Raw genomic sequence first — 22,012 nt, 5'->3', positions numbered from 1 at the left:
ATAATATTAAGGTGTGATTTTATGAAATTCCCACAATGGCCTGATTTTGCCGAAAAAACATTAAAAGATATTCAGCAGCCACTGTTATCCGGTGAAGTTAATTACTGGACCGGAAAAAAAGGCATGGAATTTGAAAATAAATTTGCCGACTGGATTGGTGCAGAAATGGCAATCTCCTGTAATTCGGGTACCTCTGCTGTGAATATTGCTGTGGGGGCATTAAATATCGGCCCCGGTGATGAAGTTATTGTTCCTTCATATACCTTTATTGCTACTTCCTTTGCTGTATTACAGTGCGGTGCTATTCCTGTATTTTGCGATACGACGGAAGAACACACTATCGACCCTGATAAAATAGAAGCTCTGATTACCGAGCGCACAAAAGCCATTATCGTTGTACATCTTTATGGTGTTGTCTGCGATATGGATGCAATTCTTGCTGTTGCCCGCAGACATAATCTCAAAGTAATAGAAGACAGCGCGCAATGTCTCGGTGGAAAGTATAAGGGGAAATCTGTTGGAACGATTGGTGATGTTGGCACATTCAGTTTCTGTCAGTCCAAACATTTTACCACCGGTGGTGAAGGTGGCATGGTTGTGACCAATAATCCTGAAATCGGCTGGGAATGCCGTGCCTATCGTGATCACGGGTTTGATGTGAAAAGGAAGTTTGACTTACTTGCTTTGGAAGAGGTGTCATGGCATGTGCATAATCGCATTGGCTATAATTACCGTATGACTGAAATTCAGTCGATCATCGGGATTAATGAGCTGGAGCGGTTTGATGACTGGAATATGCATAACCGTAAACAATACGCGAAAATCTATGACGCAAAATTTGCCGAAATCGATTTAATTCATAGCCTGCCACTGAATAATGAAGACAGGCAAAACGGATATTGGCTATATCCTATCGTGTTTGATCTTGCCAAACTGGATTGCACAGCTGAAATCATTTTGCGTGATTTGAAAAAAATCGGTGTGCCTGCGTTTAAAATCCAGTGGCCGGAAGCCTATGGTGAACGGGTCTTCAAAGAGCTACGTGGTTTTGGCTCTGCCAATTTTCCTTTCCATTCCAGTGAGTACACATCGCCTGAATCGGTCAATTATTGCGATGTTGTGTGTGAAACAGCCCGTTCTTTATTGCCCCGAACAATCAGCTTGTATTTGCATCCTAGCTGGAATGAAGAGCATATCGTTTATTGTGCAGATCAGTTAATCGCAGTGCTGGAAAGTCATCGTATCCGCTGATCTTACTTACCTCTCTTATAGAAAATGACAGGCCTTTACTCAGAATGGCCTGTCGTTATCCTTTTTTCAGCAAGACTTTCTTTTTTTCCTCTATTTCCCACTAACTAAGTGTTGTTTCTCGGTTCAGCTTAATAGATTATAGAGCGTTATATTGAAGCGCTTTTTGCATTGAGGAATAAAACGATGAGTGAGGCAGATACTCGCCCGACAAACTTTATTCGTCAGATTATTGACGAAGATTTGGCAACTGGTAAACATACTTCCGTACATACCCGTTTCCCGCCTGAACCTAACGGCTATCTGCATATTGGTCATGCAAAGTCGATCTGCCTGAATTTCGGCATTGCGCAAGACTATCAGGGGCAATGCAACCTGCGTTTTGACGATACGAACCCGGTTAAAGAAGATATTGAATACGTTGAGTCAATCAAGCAAGACGTACAGTGGCTGGGTTTCCAGTGGAGTGGTGATATCCGTTATTCTTCTGATTACTTCGACCAGTTGCATCAATATGCCATTGAGTTAATCAATAAAGGCCTGGCGTATGTGGATGAGCTAAGCCCTGATGAGATCCGCGAATATCGTGGTACGTTGAAAGAGCCGGGTAAAAACAGCCCGTACCGTGATCGTAGTGTGGAAGAAAACCTTGCTTTGTTCGAGAAAATGCGGGCGGGCGAGTTTGCAGAAGGTAAAGCGTGTCTGCGTGCCAAAATTGATATGGCTTCTCCTTTTATGGTCATGCGCGATCCGGTTCTGTATCGTATCAAGTTTGCAGAACACCATCAGTCTGGTAATAAATGGTGCATCTATCCGATGTACGATTTTACCCACTGCATTTCCGATGCACTGGAAGGAATTACGCACTCTATTTGTACACTAGAGTTTCAGGATAACCGCCGCCTGTATGACTGGGTATTGGATAACATCACAATTGACTGCCACCCTCGTCAGTATGAGTTTTCCCGCCTGAATCTGGAATACGCAATAATGTCCAAGCGTAAACTGAATCAGCTGGTGACTGAAAATATTGTTGATGGCTGGGATGATCCTCGTATGCCAACCATTTCAGGCCTGCGTCGTCGTGGCTATTCTGCTGCGTCAATCCGTGAATTCTGCCGCCGTATCGGTGTAACTAAGCAGGATAACAATGTTGAAATGGCTGCACTGGAATCCTGTATCCGCGATGATCTTAATGAACATGCGCCACGAGCTATGGCAGTTCTTGACCCGGTGAAACTGGTTATTGAAAATATGCCGGAAGGCGAAGTTATTCTGACCATGCCTAACCATCCGAATAAGCCGGAAATGGGCAGCCGTGAAGTACCATTCAGCCGTGAACTCTATATTGATCGGGCAGACTTCCGTGAAGAAGCTAACCGTCAGTATAAGCGTCTGGTCATGGGCAAAGAAGTGCGTTTGCGTAACGCTTATGTTGTTAAAGCTGAGCGTGTTGAGAAAGACGCAGAAGGCAACATCACCACGATTTACTGTCATTACGACGAGCAGACTCTAAATAAAGATCCGGCTGATGGCCGCAAAGTGAAGGGTGTTATTCATTGGGTAAGTGCAGTACATGCCGCGCCAGCTGAATTCTACCTGTATGATCGTCTGTTCAGCGTGCCAAATCCGGGTGCGGCAGAGGATTTCCTGTCCACGTTTAATACCGAGTCATTAGTGGTACGTAAAGGTTTTGTTGAGCCAGGTCTGGTCAATGCCATGCCGGAAAAAACTTACCAGTTTGAACGTGAAGGGTACTTCTGTGCTGATAGCAAACGTTCAACGGCTGAACACTTAGTGTTTAACCGCACTGTAGGTCTGCGTGATACCTGGGCGAAAATCTCTAAAGAGTGATATCAGCTAAGAACAGACATATCTCCAATAGAAAAGCGTGATTTTTTATCACGCTTTTTTTATATACAAAAGAATCGTAATGAAAATTAAGCCCTTCTACCAAGATTAAAAATTGCCTTATAGTCACATGTTGTGTAGGGTTATTTTGTGTTGATGCTATGTCATTTAAATCGTGTTATTGAAGCCATATTACTTAAATGATGTTGTTCATAACATGTTGTTTAAACGCATTTTAATATGTCAGAAACAGCCTTTTGTTCTGGGCGAAAAAATAAACTCGGACGAGGTCATTATTAATGAAAAGCATTAAATTACATACTTTGGCAGCATTTCTCATGGCGGCAGGGTTCACTGCGGGTGCTTGTGCAGAAAACATTCGTACGGAAATGACATCACAGCAGGTAGTGGATTCACTCAGCAAATTAAATGTGAATTTCAGTATCGTAGACAATCAGGCCGGAGCACACGGGACTAATTGCGCCATTTTAGGTGCAGACTGGGCAGCTTGTAATCGGGTTAATATCATATTGACTAATGGTGATCAGAATATTGATTCTGCGGATTGGTCACTCTATTTTCACAGTATCCGCCAAATCCTCAGAATTGATCATGAGCAATATAAAATCACTCACATCACAGGGGATTTGCATAGGCTGGAACCGACTGAAAAATTCAGGGGCATCAGAGCGAATGAAAAAATCATACTGCCAATTATTGGAGAATACTGGCAGATTTATAGCACTGATTTTATGCCGCGCTGGTATGCCACATCCGGTGATGCCATTCCTAAGGTATTGGTAAATACGGATACTGAAGATCTGAGTGCATTTTTATCTCCTTTTCAGGGAGAGCAGTGGAAACGCACCACAACGGATCATAATGTCCTGATGACACCTGAAAACCGTTTTGAGAAAAATCGTCAGATGGTGTTAATTAGTGAAGATAAATTGCGTGGGAAGATTATTCCGACACCTAAAAAGGTGACGATCCACTCACAGGATGTCAATTTGTCCCGTGGAGTAAAACTGGAACTGGGAGGATTGAGCGGCCAATCAGTCAGGGTGATTCGGGATCGTTTTGCGGCTCACAAGATTAAATTAACCGATAACGGTTACCTGATTACAACGCAAATTAATGCTGACAAATTTGCAGGTGATTGGCGGGTGAAAGGTGCTTATTCGCTGGATATCACCCCCAAGGGAGCACATATAGTTGCTTTTGATCAGTCCGGCGTGTTTTACGGCCTGCAATCGCTGTTTTCCCTGATCCCGGCTGATGGTGTACCGAAAATTGCCACATTAACCGCACAAGATGCACCCCGATTTGAGTATCGTGGCACGTTCCTTGATGTCGGGCGTAATTTCCATAGTAAAGAGGCTGTATTGCGCCTGCTGGATCAAATGGCTGCTTATAAGCTGAATAAATTCCATTTCCATTTAAGTGATGATGAAGGCTGGCGTCTGGAAATTCCCGGTTTACCGGAGCTAACAGAAATCGGCAGTAAACGCTGCCATGATTTAAGTGAGACAAAGTGCCTGCTACCACAGTTAGGCTCAGGGCCGGATAGTAATAATATGGGAAGTGGTTACTTCAGTCGTCAGGATTACATTGATATTCTGGAATATGCTAAAGCCCGTCAGATAGAGGTGATCCCGGAGATTGATATTCCGGCTCATGCCCGTGCAGCGGTGGTGTCAATGGAAGCCCGTTATAAGAAACTGATGGCAGAAGGAAAAGAACAGGCAGCTAATGAGTATCGTCTGCTCGATCCGACAGATACCTCAAATACAACATCTGTACAGTTTTATGATCGCCATAGTTATCTGAATCCATGTATGGACTCTTCCAAACGTTTTATTGACAAAGTTATCAGTGAAATTGCCGAGATGCATAAAGAAGCCGGCTCACTACTGACAACATGGCACTATGGGGGCGATGAAGCGAAAAATATTCGTCTGGGCGCGGGATATCAGGATAAAGATGGCCCGATTGAGCCGGGTAAAGGGATCATCAATAAGAAAATTGAAGATAAGCCGTGGGCAAAATCTCAGGCTTGTCAAAAAATGATTGCGGAGGGCATTATCAAAGATGTTGATGAACTGTCCAGTTATTTTGCGGTTGAAGTCAGTAAAATCGTTAATAAACATGGCATTGATACGATGCAATCATGGCAGGACGGACTGAAACATGCGAAATCAGCAAAAGACTTTGCTACACGACATGTTGCGGTAAACTTCTGGGATACGCTTTATTGGGGCGGTGCGGATTCTGTTAATGACTGGGCTAATAAAGGCTATCAGGTCATTATTTCCAGTCCTGATTATGTTTATCTGGATATGCCCTACGAGGTCAATCCGAAAGAGCGGGGCTACTACTGGGCTTCCCGTTTTAATGATGAAGCGAAAATCTTCAGTTTTGCACCCAATAATATGCCACAAAACGCTGAAACTTCAGTGGATATCAACGGAGACCATTTTAATGCAAACAGCGGTAAACGTTGGCCGGGAGCATATGGGCTGTCAGGGCAGTCATGGAGTGAGACTGTGCGTACTGATGAGCAGATGGAGTATATGATTTATCCGCGCTTATTACCATTGGCGGAACGGGCATGGCATCAGGCTGAATGGGAGCAGAATTACCAGCAGGGAAGGGAGTATAAAGGTGGGATTACACGGTATGTAGACACCGATAAGCTTAATAAGGATTGGCTGCATTTTGCTAATCTGATGGGACAGCGCGAAATGGCTAAACTGGATAAAGCTCATATTCCGTATCGTCTGCCGATACCCGGTGCAAGAATTGTCTCCGGGATACTGGAAGCGAATATCGCCTTGCCGGGTCTGACTATTCAGTATTCATTAGATGATGGAAAAACATGGGAAGCTTATGATGACAGACAGCGGCCTCATGTTAATGGTCATGTGAAAATTCGTTCTGTCAGCACTGACGGCAAGCGTTTCAGCCGGGTGGAAGAGGTATTCTCTGAGTAATCTTAAAGCTGCCTTTTAATAGGATATTCAAAAGCAACCTGCCGATTAGTCTTAGCTAATCGGCAGTAGCTTCTCTGACAGGGTCAGACACTAGAAGTAGCAGTAAATGCTGACTCCTTATCGTGCTTTCTCATCATGTAACGAACCGTCTTTGCGACAATCGCCTGTAGTGCAGTGACCATACAGGTATAGACTATGATTTGACAGCTTGATTCCATAACGTGTTGCGATATCTTTCTGACGTTCTTCAATGGATTCATCGCTGAATTCAATCACTTTACCGCAGTCGAGACAAATTAGATGGTCATGGTGATGTTGTTGAGTGAGTTCGAAAACCGATTTACCGCCTTCAAAATTGTGGCGTGTAACAATGCCGGCATCATCGAACTGGTTCAACACGCGATAGACAGTGGCGAGGCCAATCTCTTCACCGATATCAATCAGTTTTTTGTAGAGATCCTCCGCACTGACATGATGGCATTCTGGGTCCTGTAGCACTTCCAGAATTTTCAGGCGAGGAAGTGTTACTTTAAGTCCAGCATTTTTCAATGCTTTATTGTTGTCGGTCATGCGGATTCAGTCCTGTAGCTTGAGTTTAGTGAACTTAACAATACATACCCATCGTTTTTCAAATCGCCTTTTTGTTGGCTGTACTCATTTATTTCTGTCACATAGTGTTCTATGTTCCGGAGGATGAGTACCCTTGCCATCGTGATGCGACTCAAAATCCATAAGTTATGGGTGTTATTGTGAGAGAATCATGATTTAGTTTCACGTTGTAGATTATAGGCATGGATATTGAAAATGAAAACCATGCCTATCGCGTTATCATGACACATTATTCAGGAATTATCCTGTGCAAAAGACGTTTCTTATGTCTATCAGACGCCAGAACAATTTTATGCGCCAAGGATTTCTGACAGGCTCATTTCAGCCGTGATCTGTTTTACCCAAGTTTCAACACGTTCATCAGTCAGTTCTGGCTGGCGATCTTCATCAATGGTGAGACCAATGAAGTGTTTATCGTCTGCCATTCCTTTTGATTCTTCATGGTGATACCCTTCGATTGGCCAGTGACCAACGATAATTGCACCACGAGGTTCGATGACATCGCGAATGGTGCCCATAGCATCACAGAAATACTCTGCATAATCTTCCTGATCACCGCAGCCGAACAAGGCAACCAATTTTCCTTCAAAATTGATTTCCTCCAGTGTCGGGAGAAAGTCATCCCAGTCACATTGGGTTTCGCCGTAATACCAGGTTGGAATGCCTAGCAGCAGGATATCGAAAGCTTCAAGATCTTCTTTGCTGCTTTTGGCAATATCGTGGACTTCCGCAACATCAGCACCGCCCAGTTTTTCTTGGATCATTTTGGCAATGTTCTCTGTGTTGCCAGTGTCGCTGCCGAAGAATATACCTATTATTGCCATAAAGTGGATTAACCTCTTGTTTTATATGTAGTTAAGCTATACACGTCACGCTGAAATCAGCAGGAGAAAAATATCAGTTTTAATAAACGAAAAAACTTTATTTTGACCAAACATCAGTGACAAGTCTGTCAGATTTGTGTGGTAGCGCCGTATCACGCTGTTGAATTAAAGCCGTTAATTGGTAAGGTTATTTTCTGTTGCTAACTGAGCCAGCAACATCTGTTCAATCAATTCACTGCGGCTGATATTGCGCTGTTTTGCCAGATGATTCAGTGCATCGACAGCATCTTCATTAAGTTTTAGCTCCACCCGGCGAAGTCCTTTGACTTTATCCCGGCGCAGCTGATTACGTTTATTGATCCTAAGCTGTTCATCTCTGGACAGCGGACTTGTTTTAGGTCGCCCAGGCCTGCGTTCATCTGCGAACAAATCCAGTGTGGTGCGATCAGTTTGTTCTTTTGCCATAAATTCAATTGATAAAGGGCGTGTACCAATAATATAGCCGGCAATGATACCTTAGCTGGGCGCGTGTCGCTACTGGTTGATAGGAGAGATTATCAGGATTGGGTATAACAATAGTGGTTAATAAAGTATCGTGAAACAGATAAAGCAGAAAAGGAACCATTTGTACTGATTAAGGTCATTTCCTTAATCAGTACATGGATACGGGGATTACGGCATAAAAACCTTTCGTATCATATAGGTAAAAGAATCAAGATTTTGCTGCCATGTAAAATCAGGTTCCATGATTTGCCTGCCGATGGAACCATCAACGGTAATCATCAGCCAGGAAGCGGCCTGTTCAGCATTAATTTGTTTATCAATTTCCCCATTTTCAATGCCTTTGCTGATTAGCCGGGTTAAATGTTCGCGGACTTTTTTCTCATTTTCGGTAAATATCTTATTAATAGCCGGATTCCGGCTGGCCTCAGCAATAATTTCGATACTGAGCCGGGCATAGCCGGGTTCGTTATAGAGCTCTACCAGCTTTGCTAACAACTTTTCGATAGTCACGGTCACTGAATTTTCATCATAACAGGCAGCCAGAATCTCATCGTAGTCATGGCTATCTTCTTCTGCAATAGCTTCAATAATGGCATTTTTGGTCGGGTAATAATGAAACAGGTTTCCGGGACTCATACCAGCCGTTTTACAAATTTCTGCTGTCGATGTTGCATGAAATCCTTTTTCGATAAAACAGGAGATGGCTGCATCAAGAATATGCTTACGTTTTTCCCGCTGTTTTTCGGTCTGTTTTTTCACCTTATATTCCTCCAAAGGCTGGGTACAGAATCAGATCGATTCATATCAGTGATAATTAAGATCGTCTTTTGTTACCGATGACAATTTCCTGAGACGTGGAATGATATATTTTTTAAAATCATCCATATAGCTATAAATAACGGGCACAAACAACAAACTGAGTAAAGTTGAGCTGAGTAACCCGCCAATGACGGCGATAGCCATAGGAGCACGGAAATTGGTATCCGCACCACTGGTCAGAACCAGAGGGATCATGCCGGCAATCATGGCAATTGTTGTCATGATGATCGGCCTGACGCGCTCTTTCCCTGCCTGAATGATGGCATCATTGCGTGACATGCCAGAGCGAGATTTTTCGAGAATAAACTCAACCAGTAAGATTGAATTTTTGCTGACAATGCCCATCAACATTAAAAAACCGATGATAACGGGCATATCAATCGTAGCATTGTAAAGAAGCAAAGCGATAATAGCACCACCGATAGCGAACGGCAGGGCAACCAGAATGGTGAGAGGCTGTAAGAAATCTTTGAACAGAATAATCAGGATAGCCAGAACCATCAGGATACTGAGCATTATGGTGGTGAAAAAACGTTCGAACATCTCATTCATGTATTCAACATCACCATACTCAATCCTTTTGACTTCCGGCGGTAATTTTTCCAGCGTGGATAACTGATTAATCTGCTCTAATGCGGTTCCGATAGCAATGCCGTCAAGGTCTGCTTCAATCACGGCCTTACGTTGTCTGGAGATGCGTTCTATGGCATCAGGCCCTGAGCTGAAGGTAATATCTGCAACAGATTTAATCGGGACATTCACTCCTGATGTACTGCTGACATACATATTACGCAGCACGGCCAGACTATCCCTGTCCTCTTTAGCCAATAAAACGCGGAGTGGCACCTGCCTGTCAGGTAAATTAAATTTTGCGGTATTGGCGCTGGTTTCACCAATGGTGGCGGTTTTAATGACAGCGCCAATCGCATCGGTTGTTACACCCGCTCTGGCTGCTTCCGCAATATTGGGGGTGATGATAATTTCTCGTCTGGGTAACGGTTGTAGGATCTGAACATTCTTTAATCCGTTTAACTGCATCATTTCCTGACGTAGCTGCTGTATTGTCTGAGAAAGAATCTCCGGGTAGTCACTGGCTAAAACAATTGAAACATCCCTATTGCCGCTACCGCTGCCAAAATTATACCGAATATCTGGTGTTGCACTCAAAATAGGTGCTAATGATTCTTCAAACTCCTTTTGTGACAATTTCCGCTCATTAATCGGCACTAAGTTAATAATAATAGTACTTTTATTCTGACTGATATCCCCGGCTGTTCCTTCAACCCCTGCGATAGAAAAAATATCTACAATTTCTGGCCGGTCTTTAAACTGCTTAATAATTTTCTGTAACAGTTCATCACTTTTGGCTACCTGTGTTCCGGGAGGGACTTCAATATCTACTTTAGCGATACTGATATCTGATTTAGGTAAAAAACCGGAGGGCAATAGCTCAAGCAGGCTTAATGAACCAAAAAGGAAAATAAGGGCTAGGGCCAAAGCTGTTTTACGAAATCTGAGTGTTTTATCGAGAATGGTAACATATTTGTTGATCCACTCAGGTGTCCTGACTTTATCTGCTTCGCTATGTTTTTCTGATAATGCTTTTTTAGCCGATGCCTTTTTCGGTAATAACAGGTAAGCAGACATCAGTGGAGTGACCAGTCTGGCAACTAACAGAGATGATAAAACAGCGGCTGAAACAGTAACGCCGAAAGGCACAAAATACTGGCCGACAAAACCACCGACAAAACTGACCGGTAGAAAAACGGCAACAATCGTAATCGTAATCGCGATGATGGCAAACCCGATAGCATTAGATGCTTTGATAGCGGCAATATAGGGTCTTTCACCTCTTTCGATATATTTTTCTATATTCTCTATTTCGACTATCGCATCATCCACTAAAATTCCGATCACCAGCGTTAATGCTAATAGTGTGATGCTGTTTAATGTGTAGCCAAATAAATGCAGAATAATAAAAGTAGGCAAGATAGATAACGGCAGGGCAATTGCAGCAATTAATGTTGCCCGCCAGCTTTTCAGAAAGAAGAACACAACAATGACCGTTAATATTGCACCTTCGATCAGTGTTTGCATAGTGGCATTATAACTGGCTACGGTGTATTTCACATTTGATGAAACGAGTTTGATATTAATATCAGGGTACTCTTTTTCAATTTTGTTTAATGCCTGTGTGACCCCTTTTTCAACTACAGTATCACTTGAGCCTTTGGTGCGGAAGATTGCAAAACCAATAACAGGTTCACCATTCAGGCGTGCAATAGTATTTGTTTCTGCATGTGAATCTTTAATTGTGGCAATATCACCCAGTGTTACCCAGTTATTATTATCTAATGGGAATTTTAATTGACGTAAATAATCAATTTGATTTTTGGCACCTAAAATACGGATAGCATGATTCTGACCGGCGATAACCATTTTTCCGCCGGGGATATTAACATTACTCTGGAGTAATAACCGGTTAATATCTGCAACACTGATTTTTAATGCAGCCAGTTTCACCGGATCAGGTTCAACTAATATTTCTCTGCTTGTGCCTCCAGAGCGGCTGACCTTTTGTACGCCGGGAATAGTTAATAAATGTTTACTTAATTTGTCATCTACAAACCAGGATAATTCAGTCAGGCTTTTGTCCTTTGACTGAACAGCGTAATTCAGAATAGAGCCTCCCTCTACATCAATACGATTTATCAGAGGCTCATCTATAGTTTGTGGTAATTCTGCCCGTATTTGGGTGATTTGTTCCCGAATATCATTAACGGCGACATTGGGATCAACGGTCAAATTAAATTCAACAATAGTAATAGAGACACCATCAGTAATGGTTGAGTTAATATGCCTGATACCGGGTAAACCAGAAACTGCCCGTTCAATAGGCTTGGTAACGGCATTCTCCATTTCGGAAGGAGAAGCCCCATTTTGTGCAGCAGTGACAGTCACTATCGGGAAATTAATCACCGGATTGGCATTAATGGGTAACTCAGAGAAAGAGAATAACCCGGCAATTGTCAGAGCCAGGAAAATAACAATGGTGGGAATTGGCTTTCTGATGGCCCATTCTGATAATTGAAACTTCATTTTATTTTCCCTGTGGCTTAATAGAAACGGTATCCATCTCCTGTAAGAATGGAGATGCAGAAATAACAACTTTATCGTTTGCTGATAACCCTGATTTTATTTCCACCCAATTACCAAAAATACGTCCTATATTAAGTTGTTTCTTCTCGACCACATTTTTTTTACCAACAATAAAGACACTGGCTTTATTTCCGTTGGTAATATTAACTGCACTATAAGGAATGGCATTAATATTTTCTGTCTTAAACTGAAAGAAAGCATAACCGAAATCACCTGGTCTGATATCTGCGGGAACATTTTCAAGAGCGATCCTGATAGTTCCTATCTGAGTGATTGGATTAATTTTGGGCGAAATATACCTGACTTTACCCGTTATTTTTTCACCTTCAGTGAGCGTTATTGTTGTGGGGAAACCGCCCCGAATCTGCTTTAATTCGGTGATATAGGCTTCAGCAGAAAATTCGTACTGATTATCAGCGATAAGTTTAAACAGGTAATTATTATCGGTGGTCATCCCCACTGTTGCGATGCGTTCACTGATAACCCCATCATTAGGGGCAAGGATCGTTGTTTTGGCCCGCTGGCTTTTTTCTTCCTGTAATAGAGCCTGTAATTGGCGATACTCAGCTTTTGCTGCATTTAGGGCGGCCAGTGCGGAGTTTGCTTCCATTTTATATCTTTCAAATTCACTGGCTGAAATTACGCCTGTGCTGATCAGCGGTTTTACTCGCCTCAGTTCAGATTGTGCCTGATTGTTTACAGCTTCGTTCTGTTTTATCAGGGACAGTGATTGTTCGAGTTTCGCGCTGGCCTGCCTGACTTTTTCATCCTGAATGGGCGTTTCCAGCATAGCCAGAACATCCCCTTGTTTGACATGATCACCTTCTTCGACCAAAACATGCGTAATGATAAGTTGAGTTAGCGCAGGGCTGATGACAACCTCATTTTTGGCGACGATAGACCCTAATATATTAACGGTGGGAACAAAGGGAACAGACTGGATTGTTGTGGTTGAAACATACATCTGTTCCGTGGATGTCTGGGCGTTTGTATTGAAAATGAGAATAGAAAAACAAAAGCCAAGAAGGGGTAACAAATTTCTTGCCATTTATCGTCCTTACTAATGAGCAGAATGCTTAAATTAGCGCCTATATTTTTAGATAGATTAGTCTATCTAAAAATTGAGCGCAAACATTTTAACCACATTCTAATCTGGATTGCTTCGCACGAAATTAACTATAATTTGTGTATGGAATTGGTGTTTTTGTTCTCTTACCGGGGCTAAAAAACAGATAAGAGAACAAAAGAGAAAAAGGGTTATTGCAAGGACAGAAGTTCTTCGCGGCTGAGACCAGTGCTTTTCATAACCAGTTCAATACTGGCACCGTTTTTTAAGAGGTTTCGGGCAATGTTAATTGAAGCTTGTTTTTCACCTTTCTGGATGCCTTGCTCCATACCTTGTTGTATGCCTTGTACCATGCCCTGTTGAATACCTTCTTCCCGGCCTTTTTCCTGTAATCGCTGTGCTATATTCACAATCGCCTCCTGATGGTTGTCTGCCTGTTCAATCAGTTGTTGAAGCACCTGTTCAAAATGTGGTGAATCTAGCGTGACAAACAGGTAGTTAAGAATAGTAACGACATCATTGTCACTATTATAATTGTGCTTAAGAGCCTGTGCCAATAACGTAGTCACAGCTTTAACTCTTTCCCGCAAATTCTTATGTTTCATTGCCAGTTCGATCACAGCGATTTTGCGATGGCTAACCAATTCGTTATCATCAATCACCGTTACATCCACTAGCGGAAATGGATTGAAATACATCTCGTTAGCCAGTTCTGGCAATGAAAAGCATTGTGTCCATGTTTGCTGGAACGGATAAGGACTAGTATCTCCATGATAAAACAAAACCGGCACAACCAGTGGTAATTCTTTATTTCCCTGCTGCAAGTGCTGATTCATAGCCATAAAAGCGTAGTGCATCATGCGCCATGCCATCATTTTATCCGGTGTGGACTGGTGTTCAACCAATACATAGAGATAACCGTCACCCTGTTGGGTTTTCACTGAATAAAGCACATCAGACATTTTTGACCGTAACTGACGATCAATAAATGAAGAGTTAGTCAGCTTTAACGTATTAAAATCGCATAGCTTCTTAATTTTTTCCGGTAGATGAATGTCAAAAAAATCACGGGCATTTTCAATCTGAGCCATGAATCCTTTGAACGCAGCATCATGAGGTGTGGGGATGGTCTTTTTATTCTTCATGTTTTTTTATCAAAAAATGATTCCCACACCCAGTGTACAGCACAAGAAACTCAGATATCAAGGTAATAACACAATGTAATTAATCAGCTTACATGGTTAATTATAGCCATTTACTTATGTATTTCGATAATCTTAGTGGTAAAAATCAATCAACCGAAAATCGACCAGTATGATGGTGATATCTCTGTCGATACTCTTTGGGCGTCAGGCCATTACAGCGTTTAAACAACTCTCTGAAATAACGGGTATCTTCATAACCCACCTCATGGCTGATCTCTTCAATGGTTTTTTGTGACTTTTCCAGCCAGTGTTTGGCCTGTGATAACCGTATTTTCTGAATATACTGGATGGGGGTTTGTCCTGTAGCAATTTTGAATCTGCGTTTCATCTGCCGTTCACAAAGATGAATTTTACTGGCTAAATCAGCGACGGATAAAATCTCAGAAGGGAAAGCGTGCATCCAGTCCTGTAACTTGTGAATGAGCAGATCAGAATGCTGACGGTAAGGAACAAAGCTGACCGAATCATACGAACTTTGGTTTTCGTTTTCCCCGAACAGAAAATGCGCGCAATGCTCTCTGGCACATTTACCATAGAGTAGCTCGACAATATTCATCATAGCGCTGGCGGTGCCATAAGCGCTGGAAATACAAAAACGGTTATTGTCACAAGTGATTTTTTTATCCATATACAGGGGAATATGGGGAAATAACGTCTTAAATTCAGCAGAAAAATGGGGATGAATGGTTGCACTTGTTGTCAGTAGACCGGCTTTTGCCAGCATGAACGTGCCAGAACATACGGAAACGATAGGAATATGTTTTTCATCCATCGCTTTAAGCCAGTCTATTATTTCCGGTGAGCAGTGTTGTGGCTGCCATTTTGGAAAACCCAGTGAGCCTATCAGGATGAGATCAGGATACTCTACCTGATAAAGGCTGCTGTGAGATACCGGGATAGATTCAATCAGCCTATCATGGATTTCATCCATTTTCTGAAGAGAGGGGGAAATAATATGAACGTGAGGATTGGGGCCGCCAATAGCATTGGCGGCAATAGTCAGTATTTCGATCGGCATGGTAACCGATGTGACTGATGAATGTGAAAAAACCAGGGCCGTGATAGAGATTTGTTTCATAGTCGTATTCTCTTCCTTAAGAACATCTTACAATGCTGTGTTAATTTCGTTATGAAATTAATTTTAAGATGAAACAATCCACATCTTCAATGAATTTCCTGCCGTAATAATCACTCAGTCTGCTGATGCCAGAGTTGAGCATAAAGCCCATTTTGTTGTAACAAGTCGGCATGTGAACCGGATTCAATAATTTTTCCCTGATCTAACACGAATATTTTATCTGCATGACGAAGCGTATTCAGCCGGTGGGCAATACTGATAATAGTCCTGTTCTGGCGGATCTCATCCATATTACTCATAATGGCGGCTTCGGATTCATAATCCAGTGCAGAGGTTGCTTCATCCAGGATCAGGATTTTGGGGTCATTCAGTAATGCCCTTGCCAGAGCGATACGTTGCCGCTGGCCGCCGGACAGATTACCGCCTTTTTCCCCGACCGGATGAGCGAATTTATGGGGAAACTGATTGATGAAATCGATGGCACCGGCCAGAGTCGCAGCGCGATACAGTTCTTCATCGGTGGCATTGGGTTTACACAGTCGGATATTGTCGGCAATGCTGCCGGAAAACAGGATGCTTTCCTGTAAAACCACGCTCATGTTGCGTCGCAGCGATACCGGATCTGCAATAGCCAAATCCATGCCATCCACCAGAACCTGACCATGTTGTGGTATATAGAGGCGCTGTAATAAACGGGTCAGAGTGCTTTTTCCTGAGCCGGATGGCCCGGTAATCCCGATAAACTCCCCCGCACTGATTGATAGTGACAGGTTCGCCAGTACTTCAGGAGTATCCTCATGATAGCGGAAACGAATATTTTTAAATTCAATCTGTCCGGCCAGTTCAGGGGAAGAAACTAACCCTTGTTTACTGTTTTCCATCGGCTCATCAAGAATATCGCCGACACGTCTCAGGGCAATCAGTGTATGTTGAAAATCCTGCCATACCTGTGCCAGACGCAGAATTGGCTGAGTGACATGCCCGGCCAGCATATTAAAGGCAATGAGTTCTCCGGGAGAGAGTTCTCCTGCCAGCACACTTTTGACACCCCACCACAATAATAATGCGGCGACAATTTTCTGGATAAGTGCGATCCCTTGCCCAGCGGCAAGCCCGCTTTTCTGGGCGGAAAAACGCTGGATTAACTGCCGGCTGAGTACGGCCTGCCATTGATGCAGAAAGCGCTTTTCTGTTGCTGTGGTTTTGATGGTCTCAATACCGGTAACGGCTTCAGTCAGGAAACTGGTTGCCTGAGCATCGGCTTCATATTCTGCTTCCACTTTATGCCGGATAATCGGGCCGACGGTTACCCAGAGCAGGAAATAGAGAACCAGTGATCCGGTGACAATCCACGTCAGCAGGCTGGAGTAATGGAACATGACGCCAAGGAACAGCACAATGAAGATCAGGTCGAGTAATAACATCAGGGTAGAACCGGTCAGAAACTGGCGGATCTGAGCCATTTCTCTGACGCGGGCGATGATTTGCCCTGTCTGACGCTGTTTGAAATAGGGCAGGGGCAGCCCTACCAGATGACGGTAAAGCCGACCGGAAAGTTCCGCATTGATTTGGCTTGCCATATGCCCGAATACGGTATTACGCATAAACCCGTACAGAGGTTCCGCAATGGCGAGCGCCAGCATTGCCAGACCGAGAACATGCAGGCTGGAAAGGCTGCGCCCGACTAATACTTTATCAATGATATTTTCAAACAGTAAAGGTGCGGCCAGTGCAAAAAGCTGCAAGACAATAGCCAGCAGAAAAATATCCTTTAACTGTTTTTTCTGCCTGAAAATGGAAGGGTAAAACCAGCTCAGGCCAAATTTGACGTGTTTTTTAGTCAGGTTTTTTTCAGCGACCAGCAGGATCTTATATTGACCACACAAATCATGTATTTTTTGTTCTCCCGTAATGGGATTGAGTACGGTGAAACGGTCTGCATTAATACTCAGCAATACCCACCAGCAATGTTCCAGCTCAATCAATGCAGGCAGTGGCAGAGTAGATGCAGTTTCTGCTGACAGAGAATCAAACTTACTGTGCAGCCCGATGGCATCCACTGCTTCCCGTAGCTGCCAGTCCGTCAGTTCCAGCGAATCCAGCCCCAAGGCATGATGCAATTGCCCGGCATCGGCAACTTTATGAAATTGTTTTCCCAGCCAGACGGCACACTCAATAGCATGATTATTGACATGATTTTCTGTATCAGTGCCATCTGTACCTGAAAAACGGTTATCGGAAAAAATATTTACCATGATTATTTTTCCCTCAGCGCTTCAGATTGATATTCGCGAATCGGGCTGAGCAGGTAATCAATCACTCGTCGTTGGTCGGTTTTGATATCCGCAACAATTGACATCCCTGCCGTAAGTTCAACCGGTTTGCCGTCAACCATAATATTGTTCTGATTGAGACTGATTTGCGCCGGAAACACCAGCCCCAGCCGTTCATCTACCGTGGAATCGCGGGAAACACTTAACAATCTGCCTTCAATAGTGCCATAGCGGGTATAAGGGAAAGCATCGACTTTTACGGTAACCTGTTGCCCCGGACGGATAAAACCAACGTCTTTATTCAGGATCTGGATTTCTGCCAGTTGTATATGGTCGTCAGGAACAATCACCATCAGATTTTGTGCCGGTTGCAGCACTGCCCCAAGAGTATGGACGCTCAACTGCTGGACGGTGCCTGTTACCGGAGAGCGAACGACTGAAAGCTCTTCCCGTTCTTTCATTTTTGACAGCTCTTGTTTCAGTACAGATAGCTGCATATCCGCCTGCTTGATTTTTTCAAACCATTCGCGATCTTTTTGCGTTTTCAGACTCTTCAGTCGTTCTTCCAGACTTTTGTTCTGCGTCATCAGGACGCCGAGTTCCGCCCTTTGTTGCGTCAGCAGCCGTTCCGTCTCCAGAAACTCCTTTTCTTGCTCCAGATATTCCACCCGGCTGATAACCTGCTGCTGGCTTAATGTCTTTCTGGCTTGTAAGCGCTGGGTGATATTCTGGCGCAGGTTGCTCAGCGCCTGAATATCATTCTCTTTGGCTTTCTGTGAAGAGAGATTGACATTCATTTCAGCATAAATATTGGTTACAACCGCATCGAATTCCTGCTTTTCATGCTGGTAATGCGTCAGGATTTTTTTCTGGCTGATGGCCGATTGTTGCTGAAAAAGTGCGGAGGATTCAGGGGCGTGATTATCCAGCAATGCCTGATAACGGATCTTTTCTTCGGTGAGATATTCACGCTGTTCAAGCATACGTGTAATGTCCTGATTGACACCAAGTGTATTCAGTGTCAGCAGTTCTGCCCCTTTTTCAACGTGCTGCCCGTTGGTGACATGGATAATCGCCAGACGGCTCTGTTCATAGGCCTGAATCACCTGTGAACGGCCGGAGACGATCAGGCGCCCGGTTGCCGTGGCTTGAACATCCAGTTTTCCCAGATAAGCCCACAGCAGAAGTACCAGTACACCGATACTGAGTGCGATTGCGGTATAGCGGGCAAACGGCGAAGGCGGGCGTTGCGACAATGCCAGATGCGTGGGTAAAAAATCGTAATGTTGAGAAGGAGAACGCAGGCGTTTCAGCCCCTTACGCAAAATGGCCTTAAACATGGGAAGAACCCTCCTGTTCCTGTTTTAGTTCCTGTTGCAACTGCCAGAGTTTTTGGTAATGCCCGCCATGCTGTAAAAGCTGTTCATGGCTGCCCTGTTCGATGATCTGGCCGTGATGCAGCACAATAATCCGGTCGCACTGACGTACTGTGGAGAGCCGGTGTGCGATAGTGATGACAGTTCTTCCCTGAGCAATACCGGCCATATTGGTCTGAATAATTGCCTGTGATTCATCATCCAGCGCGCTGGTGGCTTCATCGAGGATCAAAATTCGCGGATCGGAGAGCAGGGTTCTGGCAATCGCCAGACGTTGTCGCTGCCCGCCTGACAGTGACTGACCACCTTCTGCGATAACCGTGTCATACCCTAACGGCAGTTTAAGAATAAAATCGTGTGCGCCTGCCAGCCTTGCAGACTCAATCACATCAGACAGCGGTGCGTCAGGCCGTGATTGGGCAATATTTTCCTTGACGGTTTTATTGAACAGGAAATTTTCCTGTAACACGATCCCGGCCTGTTGCCTTAATGATTCCGTATCCAGTTGTTGTAGCGGAATACCATCCAGCCTGATTGTTCCATGCTCCGGGGTATACAGGCGCAGTAACAGACGGGCGAGGGTACTTTTACCGGAACCAGATGTACCAACAACGCCAAGGGTTTCTCCTGCCCTGATATCCAGCGTGAAATGGTTAATGGTCGGAGGAATATCAGGCTGATAACGGAAAACGACATCAGAGAAGGAAATAGCACCGGTTAGTGCCACCTGTTTCTTCTCTGCCTGTTTTTCTACGGATTGCTTTGCGACAGATTGTTTTGCAACAGACTGCTGCTCTGTCGGTAAATTCAGCATATCTGCCAGCTTATCGACGGCAATCCGGGTACGGATAAATTGCCCCCAGAGCTGAACCAGTTTGGCTAACGGCTGTTGGGTATGATTAACCATCATATTAAAGGCAATCAACTGACCAATAGTCATATGCAGGGAGAGGACTTCGGATGCGCCAAGCCAGATAATAACGGCACTGGTGACTTTCTGTAACAGCATAACCAGATGGCTGGAACGGTTATCCCATTGCTGAACTTCATAACTGGTACTGACCATATTTTCAGTCTGGCTGTCCCAGCGGCGGATGAAACGTGGCTCTGCTGCGAGGCTTTTCAGCGTTTCAGCCCCTGCGACAGTTTCCGTCAGAAATGACGTATTGAGCGCCGCATGAGTGAACTGTTTTTCTACCGATTTTTCGAGTTTCGGTGTAACCCACCATGCCAGCAGGGCATAGAAGGGGATGGTAATCAGGAAAATCAGGGTTAACGTGCCGGAAATCAGGCTCATAACATAAATGAAAACAAACATAAACAGGACATCAATGCATAATGTAAACATCGACCCTGTTAAAAATTCCCGGATGGTTTCCAGCTCCCGTACCCGAGTGACAATCGCGCCCACCTGACGGGTTTTGAAAAACAGTAAAGGCAGGCCAAACAGATGTTGAACCAGTTTCAGCCCCAGTTTGATATCAATCCGGTTGGCAGTATGGGAATACTGATACTCCCGCAGCCCTCTCAGGACAACTTCAGTAATTCCGGCAAATACCAGTCCGAATACCAGTACATCCAGTGTGGATAGAGCCTGATGTACTAATACCTTATCCATCACAACCTGAATGAATAAGGGGGAGATCAGGGCTAAAATCTGCAAGACGAAAGAAAATAACAGTATTTCAGCCAGATTTTTTTTCTGTCTGACAAATTCGGGAATGAACCAGTGGATATTAAATTGGCTACTGTTTTGTTTTATTTTAAGCCAATGACCGTTCCATAAATTGATAAAATCTTTCTTATCCAATATTTCCGGTTTTTCCTGATGTGGCTTTTGTATTAGCACGCGATGTTCATCGCATTTTGCTAAAATAAAAGGATTTCCATTATTGTCAAACAGAATTGCCGGTAAAGATAATGTGTTAATTTTTTTCTTTATTGAACGCTTATTTTTAATGGATACATTGTGTTCTTTCTTTAATTTATTTAAAGCGGCAGGGTAATCATCATTATTATTTATGTTTTTATCAGATATAACCGAGGGCTTGCCATTAGATATCATTATTATTAATTTAATTAATGATAATGTTGTTTTTTCTATTTCATTCATGCATGGAAGTCTATTTGTAACGAAAGTCAAAACTCAAATTAAAGAAACAACCAGAAAAAGAGTGTGGTATTTCTCGATGAAATATTTTTAATAAATCTAATAACAATTATTATCTGCTATGACTGTGGATATTAGCGTGGGTTATTGGGACAAAATGTGGTGCCTAAACAGACATTTTAATATTTATATGTTGATTTTAAAGGGCAAATAGATATATTTTCGATCAGAGTGGCCGGTAATTTATTTGTTTTTTCTCTCTTATTTTGTCTGCCATTACAAATTATGTTGAATTTTATGTATGTTTTAAATCTTCATTCTGATTATTCACTCATGTTGTAATGGTGTTTTTGATACGCTTTAACCAACTGATTTTTTGTAATCAATTTACAGCAAAAACGGAATTTAATAATAAATGAAATTCTGCGGAGTATAGCGTTCATTTATCATTTAATTATTTCAATTTAATATACCTTTAACATTGGGTTAATATTTATTTAATGGATAGTGATATGTCTGAAAAATTTGTTCAAACAATTTCAAGCGTTAATTACAATAAAGGCGTGTTCTCTCTTTATTTTGTTGGTCAGGATCCTAAGCGAATGGCAAATGGTGTACTGGCCGAAAACGATCAGGAACTGGAGTTAAAACAAGTTATCCATATGCCGGCATCCGGTTTTATGTATATGGTTTCTATGGTGAAAGGTATGCTCGAAGATCCGCGTATGGAAGCCGAAATCAATAAGCTGATTGCAGCCGGTTTTTTGCCGATGCCGGAAATAAATGAAAGCCCCGCGACGGCTGAAGCTGACAATACAGTTGCAGAAGCCGAACAGCCGGAAAAACGCGCTGCACGGAATACTAAAAAATCAAAATAAAATCAGCCGGATAGTTGCT

General features: G+C 43.2%; 15 protein-coding genes. 4 read left to right on the top strand and 11 right to left on the bottom strand.

All coding sequences use genetic code 11. The features are described from left to right. Positions 1–21 precede the first annotated feature (21 nt). The 3 genes from Xsto_RS07890 to Xsto_RS07880 all read left to right on the top strand — a co-directional run bounded on the left by Xsto_RS07890 (position 22) and on the right by Xsto_RS07880 (position 6,092). Positions 22–1,251 carry a DegT/DnrJ/EryC1/StrS family aminotransferase gene (locus Xsto_RS07890; protein ID WP_099121707.1) on the top strand — a complete coding sequence of 410 codons (1,230 nt, stop codon included), beginning with the start codon at positions 22–24 and terminating at the stop codon, positions 1,249–1,251. Between the two features lie 183 nt (positions 1,252–1,434). Then, the gene (gene glnS, locus Xsto_RS07885) at positions 1,435–3,102 is read left to right on the top strand and encodes a glutamine--tRNA ligase (RefSeq protein ID WP_099124704.1); all 1,668 of its coding nucleotides are present in this window, start codon (positions 1,435–1,437) and stop codon (positions 3,100–3,102) included. 296 nt (positions 3,103–3,398) lie between these two features. Then, positions 3,399–6,092 carry a beta-N-acetylhexosaminidase gene (locus Xsto_RS07880; RefSeq protein WP_099124703.1) on the top strand — a complete coding sequence of 898 codons (2,694 nt, stop codon included), beginning with the start codon at positions 3,399–3,401 and terminating at the stop codon, positions 6,090–6,092. Positions 6,093–6,209: 117 nt separating this feature from the next. On the opposite strand, the gene fur is transcribed toward Xsto_RS07880, so the two are convergent. From fur to Xsto_RS07825, 11 genes are all read right to left on the bottom strand, one after another. After that, positions 6,210–6,662 (bottom strand): ferric iron uptake transcriptional regulator, encoded by a 453-nt coding sequence (fur, locus tag Xsto_RS07875; protein ID WP_099111135.1) that lies wholly within the window; start codon positions 6,660–6,662, stop codon positions 6,210–6,212. Positions 6,663–6,991: 329 nt separating this feature from the next. Then, positions 6,992–7,525 carry a flavodoxin FldA gene (gene fldA, locus Xsto_RS07870; protein WP_086956021.1) on the bottom strand — a complete coding sequence of 178 codons (534 nt, stop codon included), beginning with the start codon at positions 7,523–7,525 and terminating at the stop codon, positions 6,992–6,994. A gap of 174 nt (positions 7,526–7,699) precedes the next feature. Continuing rightward, complete coding sequence (gene ybfE, locus Xsto_RS07865) at positions 7,700–7,990, bottom strand: LexA regulated protein (protein ID WP_099111133.1); 291 nt, start codon at positions 7,988–7,990, stop codon at positions 7,700–7,702. 207 nt (positions 7,991–8,197) lie between these two features. Further along, positions 8,198–8,788: a TetR/AcrR family transcriptional regulator gene (locus Xsto_RS07860; RefSeq protein WP_099111132.1), complete on the bottom strand. Its 591-nt coding sequence runs from the start codon at positions 8,786–8,788 to the stop codon at positions 8,198–8,200. A gap of 45 nt (positions 8,789–8,833) precedes the next feature. Continuing rightward, positions 8,834–11,947 carry an efflux RND transporter permease subunit gene (locus tag Xsto_RS07855; protein ID WP_099111131.1) on the bottom strand — a complete coding sequence of 1,038 codons (3,114 nt, stop codon included), beginning with the start codon at positions 11,945–11,947 and terminating at the stop codon, positions 8,834–8,836. A 1-nt stretch (position 11,948) separates the two neighbouring features. Next, a complete protein-coding gene (locus Xsto_RS07850; protein WP_099124702.1) occupies positions 11,949–13,055 on the bottom strand; it encodes an efflux RND transporter periplasmic adaptor subunit in 1,107 nt (368 codons plus the stop codon). A gap of 209 nt (positions 13,056–13,264) precedes the next feature. Continuing rightward, a complete protein-coding gene (locus tag Xsto_RS07845) occupies positions 13,265–14,218 on the bottom strand; it encodes an Rpn family recombination-promoting nuclease/putative transposase (protein WP_099124701.1) in 954 nt (317 codons plus the stop codon). Positions 14,219–14,363: 145 nt separating this feature from the next. Next, a complete protein-coding gene (locus Xsto_RS07840) occupies positions 14,364–15,356 on the bottom strand; it encodes a GlxA family transcriptional regulator (RefSeq protein ID WP_099124700.1) in 993 nt (330 codons plus the stop codon). Positions 15,357–15,466: 110 nt separating this feature from the next. Continuing rightward, positions 15,467–17,611: a type I secretion system permease/ATPase gene (locus Xsto_RS07835; protein ID WP_099124699.1), complete on the bottom strand. Its 2,145-nt coding sequence runs from the start codon at positions 17,609–17,611 to the stop codon at positions 15,467–15,469. Between the two features lie 2 nt (positions 17,612–17,613). After that, complete coding sequence (locus tag Xsto_RS07830) at positions 17,614–18,969, bottom strand: HlyD family type I secretion periplasmic adaptor subunit (RefSeq protein ID WP_099109065.1); 1,356 nt, start codon at positions 18,967–18,969, stop codon at positions 17,614–17,616. Beyond that, positions 18,962–21,118, bottom strand: coding sequence for a peptidase domain-containing ABC transporter (locus tag Xsto_RS07825; RefSeq protein ID WP_099124698.1), 2,157 nt, complete (start codon positions 21,116–21,118; stop codon positions 18,962–18,964). Before Xsto_RS07825 ends, Xsto_RS07830 begins: the two co-directional genes overlap by 8 nt. 509 nt (positions 21,119–21,627) lie before the next feature. Here Xsto_RS07825 and rtxH point away from each other — a divergent pair. Further along, complete coding sequence (rtxH, locus tag Xsto_RS07820) at positions 21,628–21,993, top strand: protein RtxH (protein WP_099124697.1); 366 nt, start codon at positions 21,628–21,630, stop codon at positions 21,991–21,993. Positions 21,994–22,012: the final 19 nt, after the last annotated feature.

The organism is Xenorhabdus stockiae, from assembly GCF_002632825.1.
In the GTDB taxonomy this organism is placed as follows: Bacteria; Pseudomonadota; Gammaproteobacteria; order Enterobacterales; family Enterobacteriaceae; genus Xenorhabdus; species Xenorhabdus stockiae.
This window is presented reverse-complemented; position numbering and strand designations above follow the sequence as displayed.